The sequence below is a fragment of the Rossellomorea sp. NS-SX7 genome (assembly GCF_052828565.1).
Genome location: NZ_CM128249.1, coordinates 1,917,844 through 1,932,139 on the forward strand (window position 1 = coordinate 1,917,844; position 14,296 = coordinate 1,932,139).

A 14,296-nucleotide genomic window follows, 5' to 3' on the forward strand; every position below is an offset into this window, starting at 1 on the left:
TGACTTTCATAGAGCGATATCCCTCTCCAATTTCACATCTTGTGTTTGTGGTAGGCTTACACTCATTACCGCTGCTGCAATCAGGACGATGATGGAGATCACAAACGAAATCATATAACCGCCTGTCCAGTCAAACAGAAGGCCTGGCAGGAAAGATCCCAGTGCTGCCCCCATTTGATGGCTCAAAAAGAGCCAGCCGATCACCACTCCTACAGACAAATTCTGAAAGTATTCAGATGCCAATTTCACTGTGGGAGCAACAGTTGCAAAATCAACTATTCCAAAGGAAATGGCAAACAAGATGAGAAGATGTGACTTTCCTACAATAAATCCGAATAAGGTCATGTTTTGCAATAGCAGAATCAATATAACAATTGTGATAGCCCTCATCCCATAAAGGAACGCAAGCATCTTTTTACAGCTCCATCGATCTGCCAAAAATCCTGAACAAATGGTCCCCATGATATTAAATCCAGCTAATAAACTGACAGCTGCCCCAGTAACGCCTGGAGTGAAGCCGCAATATTGTGCAAAAGGGATTAAATGCGTGTCAATCAATCCACTGGTCGTTATCCCGCATACAAAGAAAGGCAGCAGAAGAAACATAAACGCCTTGCTGCGCATTAATTGAAAGATTGAAAGGGGCGATGCTGAGGAGTGTTTAGCAACAGAGGCAGCTGCATCAGACTCTTTCATTTCACCTCCCAGTGCCGCCATTCCTTTTTCTTCGGGAGATGATCGAATGAACAAATAAATAATAGGGAAGATAATAAGTGTCAGGAAAGACCCGATAAGAAGAACCGTGTGTTTCCAACCAAATGCTTCTATTAAGAATAGTGATAAAGGAACCAGAAGTAATTGCCCTGCTGCAGTACCTGCCGACATCAGCCCTAGAGCAAACCCTCGTTTATGGCTGAACCAATTGGCAACAGCAATTGAACCTGCGACGTTTGATGCCCCGCCGAAACCGACTGATGCGAGGACTCCATAAATGATAACCAGCTCCCAAAGGCTGTTTGCAAAGAAACTTAAAACCGTCGTTACCCCAATGATGAGGATACTAATCGAAAGAACGTTGCGAACACCATATTGATCAACCAGCTTTCCCACGTATGGCTGGGATAGACCAAAAACTGCATAGCTGATGAAAGCAATAAATGAAATCATACCGCGATTTGTTTCAAACTCATTCTCCCATGGATTCATGAACGCCCCGAAAGAAAGCCGGACTCCCTGAGCGGAAAGAAGGGAAATAAATGACAGGAATAATACAATCCATGCATAGTGAATAGGACGTTTCATTTGAACACCTGCTTTACCAAAAATGTTGTATTTCTATTACTATATCAGATAAAGAATGGACTGAAACAAAAACTTACTGAATGTAAGGATGTGATTCATACCCGAAATTAATTGAAAGTTGAAACTTTTCTATCCACTCTTCGTATATACTATAGAGAACGTCGAATTCAGAAAGATTCATTGTATGAAGGAGGGGATACCATGCTATGGTTCATCATTGGAATGGCCATTTTTTTCGGAGTCATTAGCTCACTGTTGAAACGAAGAAGCTCAGCCTTTCAAGACCCCACTGCACATGAACGTCAAATACAAGAAGAAGAAAGAGTCAAAGCGAGCAGCTGGTTTGGCGGCGGTCAATGATAGGGGGGATGCATGAGTGATTTTTCATGCATCTTTTTTTAATGACGGATTGTTCTGTAAAGCTGTCTCTTGTTCTAAATTGCTGTCCCATTCATTTTATATATTCTTTTAAATTGAATTGATCATATTGGATACTATCCCCTTTTCTAAAAAAAGTGTATACTTACTGAGAGGATTTTTTCTCAGCCAAAAGTTCATGAGCAACGGTTTTTTCTGTTTGAACCTTCAAACAGTAGATATAGATAAACATCTTTAGGAGAGTGACGTTTTTTTGGACGATATACCACTGTATTCATTGATTTCATTGGGAGTTTTAATTCTGCTTTCTGCCTTTTTCTCTTCGGCGGAGACAGCTTATTCGAGTGTGAATAAGATCAGATTGAAGAACTTTGAAGGTGACGGGGTAAAAGGAAGCAAAAAAGCTGTATATATAACTGATAACTTTGATAACGCCCTTTCTACCATACTCATCGGAAATAACATCGTTAATATTGCTGCAGCAAGTATATCAGCCAACATTGCAGCTAAACTGGTCGGAGGTAATACTGGACTGGTCATCAGTACATTTGTCATGACCATTGTCATCCTTATTTTCGGCGAAATCCTGCCTAAATCGTTGGCAAAAGAAAATGCAGAAGCCTGGTCATTGACGATATCCGGAGTTCTTTATTTATTGATCAAGCTCCTTACACCGATTAACTATCTATTCCTTAAGTTAAAGGAACTTGTCTCAAGACTGTTTTCTAAAAATGATTCCATGCCTTCTGTTACTGAAGAAGAATTAAAGGCAATGCTCGATATAAGTGAAGAAGAAGGTGTAATCGATAAAGAAGAGAGAGAGTTAATTTATCGCTCAATGGATTTCGATGATATTATTGCATCAGAGGTATTAACCCCTCGAATCGATGTGAAAGCGGTAGAAGTGAATCAATCAATAGATGAAATCAAGGAAATGTTTTTTGAGGAAAGGTTCTCGCGTATCCCTGTTTACGAGGATCATATCGATAACATTATCGGTATCCTCTCAGAGAAAGAGTTCTTCACTCATCTATTAAAGTTCGGTGAAGTCAATATCCGCCAATTGATCAGGGAACCGATGTATGTTTTCGAATCAGCTAAGATTTCTTCATTGCTGACAAAATTACAAAAAGATAAAGTTCATATGGCGATCGTGGTCGATGAATTCGGAGGGACCACGGGACTTATTACGCTAGAGGATATCCTGGAAGAAATAGTCGGGGAAATCTGGGATGAACAGGATGAGAAGATTCATTCCATGACAAAGGTTAATGAAAAATTATATAAATTCGATTCGCAATACCAGCTCGATGATTTTACAGAACTTTTGAATGTCCCTGAGCCCGAAAGCTCCTATCATACACTTGGTGGATGGGTAGTGGAGAGCTTTGAAGATATTCCTTCTGAAGGTGAAAGCTTCGAATATGAACACTTGAAGATCACCGTGGACGAAGTGGATAATCGGAGAGTCAGGACGATTAAAGTAGACGTTTTGGATCATGCTTCTGAAGACGTTTTACAATCATAGATATTCTAAAAGCAACATAAACCTCTTTTGATTGAGGTAAGATAACCGATAAAGATAACAGGCATTCGACTGCCTGTTATTTTTTTGAATTTAAGAAGTAAGGAGATATACATATATGATTCAACACGAAACGAAAGAATATTTGCTTCAAGAGCTCGATGTCGTTGCAAAGTGGGAGAAAGATCAGAAAGGGATGTGGTTCTGGGAGAAAATTGGCAGAGTGCCGTTTATGATTCTAGATCGCATAACACCGAAAGTGGTTCATAAAAAAGTAGGACAGGCCCTCGATGAAATCGGTAGCTATATTCAAAAAGGTGGAAGTTATCTCACAAGCGAAAAAGAAGTATTGAAAAGAGTAAAAAAACATACGGGTAATGAAGAGGTTGGAATCGAATCAATAAAAGAGCTTCCTTTGCCAGTTATGGATGACATTAGTGAAGCGATTGTAGCCTCAAGGAAGAAAGTTGCCATGACACAAGGTGCCACCACAGGCATAGGGGGATTTCTTACGTTAAGTATCGATATTCCGTTTATTTTAGGTATCTCCCTTAAAACCCTGCAGGAAATTGCCCTAAGTTATGGATATGATCCGAACGAGCAGAGTGAGAGGGTATTCATCATTAAATGTCTTCAATTCGTTTCTTCCGATATTGTCGGGAAACAGGCCATCCTTCAGGAATTAACGGATTTTAATAAACCCTCTCCTGACAAAAGAGACCAGACGATTTCCCAGCTTCAGGGCTGGAGGGAGGTCATGGTCAGTTTCCGTGATAATTTCGGATGGAAAAAATTATTTCAAATGATCCCGATTGCAGGGATTCTATTCGGCTCAATGATTAACAAATCCATGATGCATGACATAGGGGAAGCAGGGCGTATGCTATATAGGAAACGGAGAATTCTCGAAAAGCTAGAGAGCAGTGACAACTAACATTGAAAGAGAGGGACGGGCCTTTTGTATACTAGGCCCGTCCCTCTCCGCTTGGATGTGTTACATGTTATTCTTCTGCCTGGTCGTCTTTGTTAAACCACAGAGGATCGTCATTGTCGACTTCCCCATTGTAATTGATGAGAAGTTCTTCCCCAGCTTTTATGTCTTTATAAGCATAAAAATCAAAAGTATGATTATCAAAATTTATCTCATAAATCGTGTTAGGGGTGTACGAGTGGTTGAACAGCATACCATAACCCAATAGCAAAGCTGTATGATTGATTCCATACTCAAATACATAGTCTGCTAAGAATGTTTTTTCAATATGTTCGTGTTCTTCATTCGGGTAAGGAATGACCGGAGCTTCATGTACAAGCTCACCTTTTGAGATATCCCTTTTGGCAAAAACGCCTCTATTTAAGTCTCCTTCACTCAGAGAGGATAGCTTCACTTCAATCATTTTTTCACCTTCTTCATAAAATACTGACCTAGTAAGCTTGGCATTAATCAGTAAAGAAAGCAACTCTTTTTATCTGAAATGGTGAAATCATCATGAGATTCACACAGATTCATCGACTCATGTTCAAGAAATGACGATGGGGGAATTCAGGCCTTTAAAATAATTTCCCGAAAAACTCACCGATATTTCGTGCGCTTCTGACGAACCAATTTGCTTTTTCAACAGATGATGCTGCGTATACAACAACCTTTGTTTCCTGATCTAGTTCGTCTAAGATGTACTCATCTTTTTTATTATTTAATAGAACGAGTTCACCAATCTTTTCGCCTTTTTCAATTGGAGCCTGTAGTTCTCCGTTTTCGTTTAGCTTTCCCTCATCTACATTAAAACTCACGTTTGCATGATCCATTTCTTCTTTCGGCATTCGAACCTTAAGCGGCTTATCAACCGTCAGCTTTACTTTAAATTCTTTCCCGTCTTTTACGGGGAGTGTCTTTTCCTTTACGGCATCATCCAAGTTGAACTGAGCTGTTTGGACTCCATTGAATCCATAATCCAGAAGCTTTCTCGTTTGAATGAATCGCTCTGCACTGCTCGGCTGTCCGTACTGATCTTTTGCATCCAGGATGACACTGATGTATCTTACACCATCACGTTCAGCAGTACCTGTAAATGTGGAGCCCGCAAAAGGGGTCGTCCCTGTTTTGAGGCCGTCAGCCCCTTTATAATAGTAGCTCCGGTCTTTCAGCATCGCATTCGTATTCTTCATCAAATACTCTTCATCAGTACCTTTCCTAAAGTACTTATAGTTGGCACCAGATGTTTCCAGGACTTCAGGATAATCTTTGATTAAATGGTAGGCAAGTGTAGCCATGTCTTCTGCAGAAACCATGTTTTCATCATTCACATCTGTTCCTTCAGGATGCATGCCCAGCATATCGTAGTTGCTCAATCCGCTCGAATTCACGAACTGATAGTTTTCCATGCCAAGATCTTCGGCCTTAACATTCATGAGCTTTACGAATTCACCTTCACTGCCGGCAACCACTTCTGACAGGGCTATGGCCGCACCGTTTCCCGACTTGATGACCATCGCCTCGTATAATTCTTTTACGGTATACGCTTCCCCGGAACGAAGCGGTACATTGCTCAATCCTGGTGCATTTGCCAGTTGATATACTTTATCACTGACTGTATAGGTGTCAGTCCATTTAATTTTTCCTTTATCTATTGCTTCAAGGACAAGATATTCGGTCATCATTTTTGTCATCGAAGCAATCCCCAGCAGTTGATCTTCATTATATTTGTCTACGATTTTTCCCGTATCTGCGTTCACTAAGATTGCAGCATCAGCGTTAACCTTTGTCTTTGAAGCTGCAAATGCTGTATCTCCCATGGATGATAACCCCATGAACGAAATAATTGCTACGGATAGACTTTGTTTAAATCTGACTTTTTTCAAACCAGTACCTCCAAGTGAAATCTTACAACTAAATTATTTTAACATAGAAACATGAAAACGGAGATACGATTCCCCAAGTCATACAATTGTAAAAAAATATTGCCAATTAATAGTAAAATGTTACCATTAGTTTGTAGAGGTAACTGTAAGAAAGCAGGGGGTAGAGGGATCATGTCAAAAAATATTACTATTATGGCTGTAGAAATCTTATTGATTACAGCGGGCATCGTTTTTGTCAGTGCGACTTCAGCACTTTTTGAGAGTCAGACACTTTCGCCGATGTCCTACTTCAAACAAGTCGGAGAAGTGATTTCAGATTTACTTTCACCTGCGGACCTTGTATATATTAATCCGATATCAGATATTGAGAGACGTTTATTTCCCATCCTGCTGCTGGCTTTTTGGAGCAGTGCGCGCATTTTTTTTCTTTCATTCATTCTTGCATTGGTTTCCTCTATCATCTTGTTAATCTTTTATTTTTCATTCGGTAAAATTTTCAAAAGAACCATAAAGCTCATTTCGTTTTTCTTTGGTTCGTTACCAGATATCTTTATTATCGTGCTTACTCAATTGACCATCGTCTGGTTCTTTAAGAAAACCGGTATCCTCCTTATCGACCTAGCTTCAGTCGGGGAGAACCAGGTCATTCTTCTGCCTGCTATAACGTTAAGTGTTCTCCCTGCTTTTTTCTTTTTTAGTAATATGATTCAATTCCTTCGGGAAGAGGAGGGGAAACCGTATGTGGAACTGGCGAGGAGCAAGGGACTTTCCCGCTTCATCATTTTGTTTATCCATATGATGAGAAATGTCCTCATCAGTCTGACCTATCACGGAAAGCAGATTGCATGGATGATGATATCGAATCTATTGATTTTGGAAAATCTTTTTAATGTATTTGGTGTCACCTCTTTCTTATTTACCTACAATACTCCTTCTATATTTGCAATGGCTTCCATCCTTTTGTTTCTTCCTTTATACCTGCTGTTGAAAATCTTACAGCTTGTCATACAACGGAAGACAGGGAAGGAGATGAGTCTATGAGAACAAGAAGATTCTATTGGGCAGGCATTATCATTTTTTCCAGTTTGATACTGGTTTTGATGATTTCAAGCTTGATTTACAACCTGGGACCTGAAAAAGTTATTCCACAAACCATCATTGATTATGATGAAAACGGGAAAATCAGTGGAGGTGCACCATTTCCTCCTTCACTGCAAATTCCTTTTGGAACAGACCGGGAAGGATTTCATATCGGGTATAAACTTCTTGAAGGTGCCGGGGTCACACTGGGGTCAGCCATCCTGATCTCTCTAATAAGTTTTTCACTTGCATTTGGTATAGGGGTAATTGGTGGTTTTACCAAATTGAGAATTAAAGCTGTTTCCCATAAATTTTTTACGTCATTTTATTTTATCCCTCAGTCCATCATCGCATATAACATTCTGTATCCGGTTCTATGGGAACCAGTCCAAGGCTTTACTACAACGCTTCCTGAAAGAATCATCATCGAGATACTGGTGCTGGCTATCATTGTTACCCCAACCACAGCCATTCTCATATCAAACGAAACGGAACAAATTCTTGGTGAAGAATTCATCACTTCTGCGAGAGTCCTTGGCGGAAGTCCATTATTAATTTTTCACAAGCATTTGATCCCTCACTTGAAAATAAGGCTGTTCGTGATTTACCCGAAGGTCGTCATTCAAATTCTGCTCGTCATTGCTCATCTGGGCTTCTTTACCCTGTATTTTGGAGGAACCGATGTATGTTATGAGCCTTTCTGCGATCCACCTAAACCAATCATTCAGGAATGGTCCGGTTTAATGGGGACGAGTTATCAAGAACTGGGACTCTCATGGTGGATATTCATGGGACCGATGATATGCTTTGCAATCACGATTCTATTACTTAATGGTATCACCAAATGCATCGAGGGATTGATGGAAACCGATGATTATAGAGAAAGGAAAACTCCACACAAAGGAGAGCGAAGTGAGAGTTTGGAACATTCATTAAAGCCTGAGCAATTTTATTTCTTGAATAAAAACGGGCATAACAATGAACGGCTATGATAGAAAAAGTGGAAACCAATTTGTTAAATCCTAAAAACGACATGGGGGAAAGTACAAATGATCATGTATCCAGTTTTAAATAAACATGCGAAAATAGGCGTCACGGCTCCATCTTCAGGGGTTCCTTCAAACCTTCACCACATACTGGAAGAATCCGCGAAACGGCTTACAGACAGAGGTTACACTGTAGTATTCGGTGATACAGCCTGGACACAGGAAAAGGTACGGTCAGCGAGTGCAGAATTAAGAGCAGCAGAATTTATGAAGATGATGAATGATGATTGGATAGATATTATCATACCTCCATGGGGAGGTGAGTTATTATTGGAAATTCTTCCGTTCATAGATTTTGAAAAAATGAATGGTAAATGGGTATTAGGATATTCGGATACAAGTTCCCTATTATTCTCAATTACTCTCAACACAGGCATCGCCACTGCTCATGGTACGAACTTCATCGATCTCAGGGGGGAACATTGGGATGATACGACAGCGATGTGGGAGAAAGTATTGTCAACAAAGCAGGGGGAATCCATAACCCAAACATCTTCAGTGAAATTCCAGGAAACATGGGATCATGAGCACCCGTCTCCCTGTGTGTTTCATTTGAATGAACTTACAGAATGGAAGACCTTAGGAACCAAGGAAGTAAAGCTCCATGGCCGATTGCTCGGAGGATGTATAGATATTATCCAGCACCTTATAGGAACACCCTACGGAGATGTACATGCCTACCAGAATAAATACTTAGGCAGCGAACCGATACTATGGTATTTTGAAAACTGCGAGTTAACTACGACCGGACTTCGTCGATCACTGCTTCAAATGAAACTTGCAGGCTGGTTCGACAACTGTTCAGGAATCATGTTTGGCAGAAGTGCTGCAAACTTCCCTGTCAATGGGTATACCCCCGAAGAAGTCTATGGGGATTTATCTGAAGAAGTTGGAGTGCCGGTTATCTTTGATATTGATTGCGGGCATCAGCCCCCGCAGATGACATTCATCAACGGTGCATATGCTGAAGTAGAAGTTGCTGAAGGCAGGAGAATCTTAAAGCAACTCTTTAAATAGAAAAATCCATTTATTGAAAGAAGTAATATGGAGTACCTTCGCACTTACAACATACAAATAACCAAAAAGCGGAAAGTATGTGTGCAAAACTGCGCCTTATACCTAATTCGAAAAAAACGCCCGATTAGAGCGTTTTTTTCTTTATTTACTCAGTATCAATCAACAGGACAAAGATTTATATCCTCTTTCGTTGATCATCCACATTAAGAGTCCCCAGATAAGTCCACCGATTAAAGACAATAGTATGATCAACATATAGTTGTTTCTGATGACCATTGAAAGAATGAAACTGAATGATACGCCAATGATGAGCATTCCGTACCCTGCCGAATAATACCATCTGCCTCTTTCCCTGATTTTCCGCCAACGTTTCCAATAATAGCTTTCAGCCTTTCTACTATTGATAAAATAAAGACATGCATTCAAAAAGAAAATGATACTGATTACCAAATACCTGATAGACTCTGGATCAAGAGTGAACACAATGAAATTGATTATGGCTGTAAAGGAAAATAAGTAAAAGATGAACCTGTTTTGTTTTATTTTTTTCAATGTTAGCCCCCCAGACCCTGGTATTATATCAACATATCGATGATCCTGCCAGCTAATTCCAATTCCATGAAGGAATCTTTACGCTTTTGCTAGAATAGTAGGAGAGTGAAACAATGAATGGAGGTGTTTGGATGAAGACAGAATCGATGATACGCGGGAAAGGAATACATATTGAAACATATGGAGATAAGGAACTGCCGGCACTGCTATATTTGCATAGGGGGCCGGGTGAAAGCTGTTATGATTTTTCATTTCATCAGAGCTCACGCTTAAAGGAGCACTTTTACTTAATCGCTATCGACCAGCGCGGGGTTTGTCGTTCAGAAGCGATTTCCGAAGGCGAGCCATTTGGTTTTCAAGATTTAATAGAAGATTGTGAAGCAATCAGGAATGAATTGGGTATAGAAAAATGGTCGGTGCTTGGACATTCTTTTGGAGGGTTCCTTGCCCTTGCATACGTCCTTCAATATCCCCAGCACATTAATAAAGTGTTATTTGAATGTCCAACCTTTGATTTTACACTTACCTCAAAAGGACTTTTGAGGAAGACAGCGCGATTATTTAATCAATACAATCAACCAGAACTGAAAGAAAGAGCAGAAACTCTATTAACAAAAGAATTAACACCAAAAGATTTCACTGAAATCTATATGAAGCTAAGCGATGAACTGGGGGAAAAGAGGATGGAGATATATACTCACAACTTTGATAACCCCACTGATTATTACACGGCATACTCCGCTGAAGAGTGGGACAGATTCTATGATCGTTCAGAATATCACTACACCCTTCTCCGTAAAGAAGGGATCATTTTCACAAACGTATTGGACAAGATCAAACAAGTAAAAAACCCAATGCTGCTGATGACCGGTGAACATGACCCTGTGACCTGCAGTGAACATATTAAGATATTCACTCAGGACGCCGAAGAGGGTGAAGTATTCCACTTCTCCAGCAGCGGGCATACCCCGCATTATGAAGAAGCAGACCTTTTCGAGAAAGTGGTCTGTGAGTATGCAGGTGCAAGGAATAGTTGATGCATCAAGCCAGGAAAATTCACATCATCGGTTCGGTGGCAAGCGGTAAATCCACGCTCGCAAGAAAGCTTTCCCGGAATTTGAACATTCCTTACTATGAGTTGGATAATATCATGTGGGAGCGGGGAGCGGATGGGGACCGCAGGAGGCCGGAAGAAGAGAGATCTGAAATGGTCCATTCGATTGTCAGGACAGATTCCTGGATTGTTGAGGGCGTCCATCATCAGGGGTGGATGGTTGAAAGTCTTGTCCAGTCAGAGCTCATCATCTTTCTTGATACCCCTAAACGTACTCGTACAATCCGGATTATCAAGAGGTTCATCGAAGAAAAGTCAGGTCTTAAAAAAGGAAACTACAAACAAACATTTTCAATGCTGATGAAGATGTTTCAATGGAATCACCGGTTTGAAAATGAAGATAAAATAAACATACGCCGTCTTCTCGAACCTTATCACAATAAAGTGAAGGTATTGAGGAACTAACTAGCTGAAAAGCGGTTCAAAAGGAGAAGAAAAAAGTGAAAAGAATCGGTAAGAACATATATATAAGACACTACACGCTCAATGATGCAGAGGCCATGCTTTCATTCGAGCTGCAAAACAGAGATTTTTTTAAAGATTTCACACCATTGATGAACGATGATTTTTACACTCTTCAATATCAGGAAGAGCGGGTGGGAAGGACAAATAAGAGGATGGAGAATGATGAGTATTATGCTTTTGGGATATTCCTCACTGAAACAAATGAATTAATCGGCAATCTGTCCCTATCTGACGTGATAAGAGGACCGCTTCAATGCTGCTATGTCGGCTATTCACTTTCACAAAAGCAAAATGGGAAAGGGTATGCAACCGAGGCTGTACAACTCGCTGTAGATTACGCTTTTCAGGAATTAAAGCTTCACAGAGTGGAAGCAGGAGTCATGCTTCATAATATCGCCTCTATGAGGGTATTGGAGAAATCCGGCTTCCATAAAGAAGGGATTTTTATTAAAAACGTCAAAATCAATGGAAAATGGGAGGATCATCAGCATTTTGCCATAGTCAATCCAGAAGATTAATTTTCATAATAAAAAGGACGAAGAATGTTCATCAATCTTCGTCCTCTTTTAGGGAAAGGAATAAATTCCACCTATAGATGTGTCCACCTCCAGAGCAAAGCCATCAAGGTTCTTGCGCTTTTCTTTCATCTATAAAAATAGGACCATATATTCCTCGTCTAAATATTCTCCTTTGTATTTGAGTGCTCTTTTTTCCAAACCAAAGGAAGTAAACCCCATTGAAGTATATAATTTTTTAGCAGAATCGTTTGTCGTTACGACTGTCAGGTTTAATTGTTCAAGTGCTTCCAGCTCCCTGGCTTTACTGATCGCTTTTACCATCAGTCCCCTGGCAATCCCGCTTCCCCTTAGATTTGGGGTTACATACATACCGAATATGGAAGCCTTATGCTTCATTTTTTCAGCTGTCTCAGGTACTAAGACCAACATTCCGACCAGATTACCGTTAACAAAGGCACCATATGTATAATTTTCTCTTTGAGCGAGTCTCGCTGCTGTATGTTCAACTGGATTCTTTCTTGAAATAGTCTCTTCATAACTTGCACCGAATGCCTCCGGGTTTGTTTGAAGTGCTTCCAGCCTTAATCGGAGATAGGCATCAGCATGTGATCTGTCTAAACGCAGTACTTCCATTATTTACTACCCTTCTTTCCACAAAGTGTTATGATAGTAGAAACACATAAGTTTCTGAATGACTATATATTCGATTAAAACTTATAAAATCCTTTAAATACCGAGGAGGGGGTAAAGTGAGCAATCATAAATGTCTTGGCTGCCGGCTTGCCAATAAAGAAGAAATGGTCTATCTGATTTATGAAAATACTCATCTGAGCTGCATCTTGGACCATGATCCATACAATACTGGGCACGTCATGATATTGCCAAAAGAGCACTTTGAAGAAGGTGTGGATTTCAACGAAGAAATGAATGTTTCTGTTATGAAAGCCATCCAGCTTATATCAAAAACCATACAAGCACTCTATAAGCCGGATGGGATCACGATTTGCCAGAATGGCGGGATTTTTAGCGATCTGGCACATTATCATATGCATGTTGTACCTAGATACAAAGGGCAGGATTTTGCTGACTTTTATAAAGAGGAAGAATCAATCGATGAACCGGATGAGGCTTTTGAAATCACAACTGAAAAGATGAAGTCGTATATCGAGAGTCTAGTAGAAAAGGAGTAAAGTGATGACTATACATAACGAGTTTCAACAAAAACTGGATCAATATGCTGAACTTGCAGTCAAGGTCGGTGTTAATGTTCAACAGGGGCAGGATTTATGGGTGGCTGCACCATTAGGTACGGAAGAACTGGTAAGGAAAATTGTGAGACATGCTTATTTAGCCGGTGCGAAAAGCGTGCACGTACAGTGGGAGGATGAAGAAATCATCCGGACCCATTATGAGCTTGCCCCGGATGAAACATTCCAGGAATATCCCATCTGGCTTTCCGATGCTCATGAATGGGTAGTGGACCGGAAAGGGGCATTTCTTCAGGTTGAATCACATGATCCCGACTTATTGAAGGGGATTGATCCAGAACGGATCCAAGATTTTGAAAAAGCGAAAGGGCTGGCACTCGATCGCTTCTTTGAGGCAATTGACAATGATTCAATCAGCTGGTCCATTATCGCGATGCCTTCATATAAGTGGGCTGCCAAAGTATTTCCCCGGCTGGAGAAGGAAGAACAGATGAATGCCCTGTGGGACCGCATTTTCACAGCTGTCCGAATCGGCTGTGAAGACCCTGTGACAGAATGGCGAAGACATATGGATACTTTGACCAGGAAAGCCGAAGAACTTAATAAGATGAATTTAAAGGAACTTCATTATAAAGCTGATGGGACAGACCTTACCATTGAACTGCATGAAGACCATCTTTGGCTGACAGGGGCAAGTAAAACACCGCGTGGAACAGACTTTATTGCAAATATGCCTACAGAAGAGGTTTATACGGTTCCAGTCAGAACAGGAGTGAACGGTACAGTAAAGAGCACAAAGCCTCTTGCATATAACGGGAATGTAATTGAGGAATTCACCCTGACTTTTGAAAAAGGCAAAATTGTTCAGATGGATGCAAGTAAAGGGTTGGATATTTTAGAAAAGCTGATTGAAACGGATGAAGGAGCCTCTTATTTAGGGGAAGTTGCACTGGTACCGCATCAATCACCGATTTCAGATACAGGTATCCTCTTCTTCAATACATTGTTTGATGAAAACGCCTCTAACCATTTAGCAATTGGCTCTGCCTATCCTACATGTATGAAGGATGGGAATATTCTTTCAGATGAAGAAAAGGAAGAGAAGGGCTTGAATGAAAGTATTGTCCATGAAGACTTCATGATCGGTTCTTCCAATATGGACATTGATGGGATTCTTCGGGACAGCAGCAAAGTCCCGATCTTCAGAAATGGCAATTGGGCGTTTTAAATTTTAC

At 40.5% G+C, this 14,296-nt stretch carries 16 protein-coding genes; 11 read left to right on the forward strand and 5 right to left on the reverse strand.

Annotation, left to right across the window (positions count from 1 at the left end):
- Positions 1-6: 6 nt before the first annotated feature.
- Complete coding sequence (locus ACUXV2_RS09490; RefSeq protein WP_446246764.1) at positions 7-1,302, reverse strand: MFS transporter; 1,296 nt, start codon at positions 1,300-1,302, stop codon at positions 7-9.
- Between the two features lie 201 nt (positions 1,303-1,503).
- Between ACUXV2_RS09490 and ACUXV2_RS09495 the strand changes: the two genes are divergently transcribed.
- The 3 genes from ACUXV2_RS09495 (at position 1,504) to ACUXV2_RS09505 (ending at position 4,139) form a co-directional block, all read left to right on the forward strand.
- On the forward strand, positions 1,504-1,662 hold the full coding sequence (locus ACUXV2_RS09495; RefSeq protein ID WP_446246765.1) for a hypothetical protein: 159 nt from the start codon (positions 1,504-1,506) through the stop codon (positions 1,660-1,662).
- Positions 1,663-1,933: 271 nt separating this feature from the next.
- Positions 1,934-3,208 carry a hemolysin family protein gene (locus ACUXV2_RS09500; protein ID WP_446246766.1) on the forward strand — a complete coding sequence of 425 codons (1,275 nt, stop codon included), beginning with the start codon at positions 1,934-1,936 and terminating at the stop codon, positions 3,206-3,208.
- A gap of 115 nt (positions 3,209-3,323) precedes the next feature.
- Positions 3,324-4,139, forward strand: a complete 816-nt coding sequence (locus ACUXV2_RS09505; RefSeq protein WP_446246767.1) for an EcsC family protein — start codon at positions 3,324-3,326, stop codon at positions 4,137-4,139.
- Between the two features lie 67 nt (positions 4,140-4,206).
- On the opposite strand, the gene ACUXV2_RS09510 is transcribed toward ACUXV2_RS09505, so the two are convergent.
- Both ACUXV2_RS09510 and ACUXV2_RS09515 read right to left on the reverse strand, forming a co-directional pair.
- Positions 4,207-4,599: an SET domain-containing protein gene (locus ACUXV2_RS09510; RefSeq protein ID WP_446246768.1), complete on the reverse strand. Its 393-nt coding sequence runs from the start codon at positions 4,597-4,599 to the stop codon at positions 4,207-4,209.
- A gap of 154 nt (positions 4,600-4,753) precedes the next feature.
- A complete protein-coding gene (locus tag ACUXV2_RS09515; RefSeq protein WP_446246769.1) occupies positions 4,754-6,061 on the reverse strand; it encodes a D-alanyl-D-alanine carboxypeptidase family protein in 1,308 nt (435 codons plus the stop codon).
- Between the two features lie 171 nt (positions 6,062-6,232).
- Between ACUXV2_RS09515 and ACUXV2_RS09520 the strand changes: the two genes are divergently transcribed.
- The 3 genes from ACUXV2_RS09520 to ACUXV2_RS09530 are packed head-to-tail and all read left to right on the forward strand — an operon-like array spanning position 6,233 to position 9,204.
- Complete coding sequence (locus ACUXV2_RS09520) at positions 6,233-7,102, forward strand: ABC transporter permease subunit (protein WP_446246770.1); 870 nt, start codon at positions 6,233-6,235, stop codon at positions 7,100-7,102.
- Positions 7,099-8,133 (forward strand): hypothetical protein, encoded by a 1,035-nt coding sequence (locus tag ACUXV2_RS09525; protein WP_446246771.1) that lies wholly within the window; start codon positions 7,099-7,101, stop codon positions 8,131-8,133. The genes ACUXV2_RS09520 and ACUXV2_RS09525 overlap by 4 nt, the downstream gene beginning before the upstream one ends.
- 57 nt (positions 8,134-8,190) lie before the next feature.
- Complete coding sequence (locus ACUXV2_RS09530) at positions 8,191-9,204, forward strand: S66 family peptidase (RefSeq protein WP_446246772.1); 1,014 nt, start codon at positions 8,191-8,193, stop codon at positions 9,202-9,204.
- A gap of 159 nt (positions 9,205-9,363) precedes the next feature.
- On the opposite strand, the gene ACUXV2_RS09535 is transcribed toward ACUXV2_RS09530, so the two are convergent.
- A complete protein-coding gene (locus ACUXV2_RS09535) occupies positions 9,364-9,756 on the reverse strand; it encodes a hypothetical protein (RefSeq protein ID WP_446246773.1) in 393 nt (130 codons plus the stop codon).
- Positions 9,757-9,869: 113 nt separating this feature from the next.
- Here ACUXV2_RS09535 and ACUXV2_RS09540 point away from each other — a divergent pair, with 113 nt between their 5' ends.
- The 3 genes from ACUXV2_RS09540 to ACUXV2_RS09550 are packed head-to-tail and all read left to right on the forward strand — an operon-like array spanning position 9,870 to position 11,853.
- The gene (locus ACUXV2_RS09540; RefSeq protein WP_446246774.1) at positions 9,870-10,793 is read left to right on the forward strand and encodes an alpha/beta hydrolase; all 924 of its coding nucleotides are present in this window, start codon (positions 9,870-9,872) and stop codon (positions 10,791-10,793) included.
- Positions 10,793-11,275, forward strand: coding sequence for a DNA topology modulation protein FlaR (locus ACUXV2_RS09545; protein ID WP_446247037.1), 483 nt, complete (start codon positions 10,793-10,795; stop codon positions 11,273-11,275). Before ACUXV2_RS09540 ends, ACUXV2_RS09545 begins: the two co-directional genes overlap by 1 nt.
- A 35-nt stretch (positions 11,276-11,310) precedes the next feature.
- Positions 11,311-11,853 carry a GNAT family N-acetyltransferase gene (locus ACUXV2_RS09550; protein ID WP_446246775.1) on the forward strand — a complete coding sequence of 181 codons (543 nt, stop codon included), beginning with the start codon at positions 11,311-11,313 and terminating at the stop codon, positions 11,851-11,853.
- A 129-nt stretch (positions 11,854-11,982) separates the two neighbouring features.
- Here ACUXV2_RS09550 and ACUXV2_RS09555 read toward each other — a convergent pair whose 3' ends face one another.
- Positions 11,983-12,486, reverse strand: a complete 504-nt coding sequence (locus ACUXV2_RS09555; protein ID WP_446246776.1) for an N-acetyltransferase family protein — start codon at positions 12,484-12,486, stop codon at positions 11,983-11,985.
- Between the two features lie 116 nt (positions 12,487-12,602).
- Between ACUXV2_RS09555 and ACUXV2_RS09560 the strand changes: the two genes are divergently transcribed.
- Both ACUXV2_RS09560 and ACUXV2_RS09565 read left to right on the forward strand, forming a co-directional pair.
- Complete coding sequence (locus ACUXV2_RS09560) at positions 12,603-13,043, forward strand: HIT family protein (protein WP_446246777.1); 441 nt, start codon at positions 12,603-12,605, stop codon at positions 13,041-13,043.
- Positions 13,044-13,047: 4 nt separating this feature from the next.
- On the forward strand, positions 13,048-14,289 hold the full coding sequence (locus ACUXV2_RS09565) for an aminopeptidase (RefSeq protein WP_446246778.1): 1,242 nt from the start codon (positions 13,048-13,050) through the stop codon (positions 14,287-14,289).
- Positions 14,290-14,296: the final 7 nt, after the last annotated feature.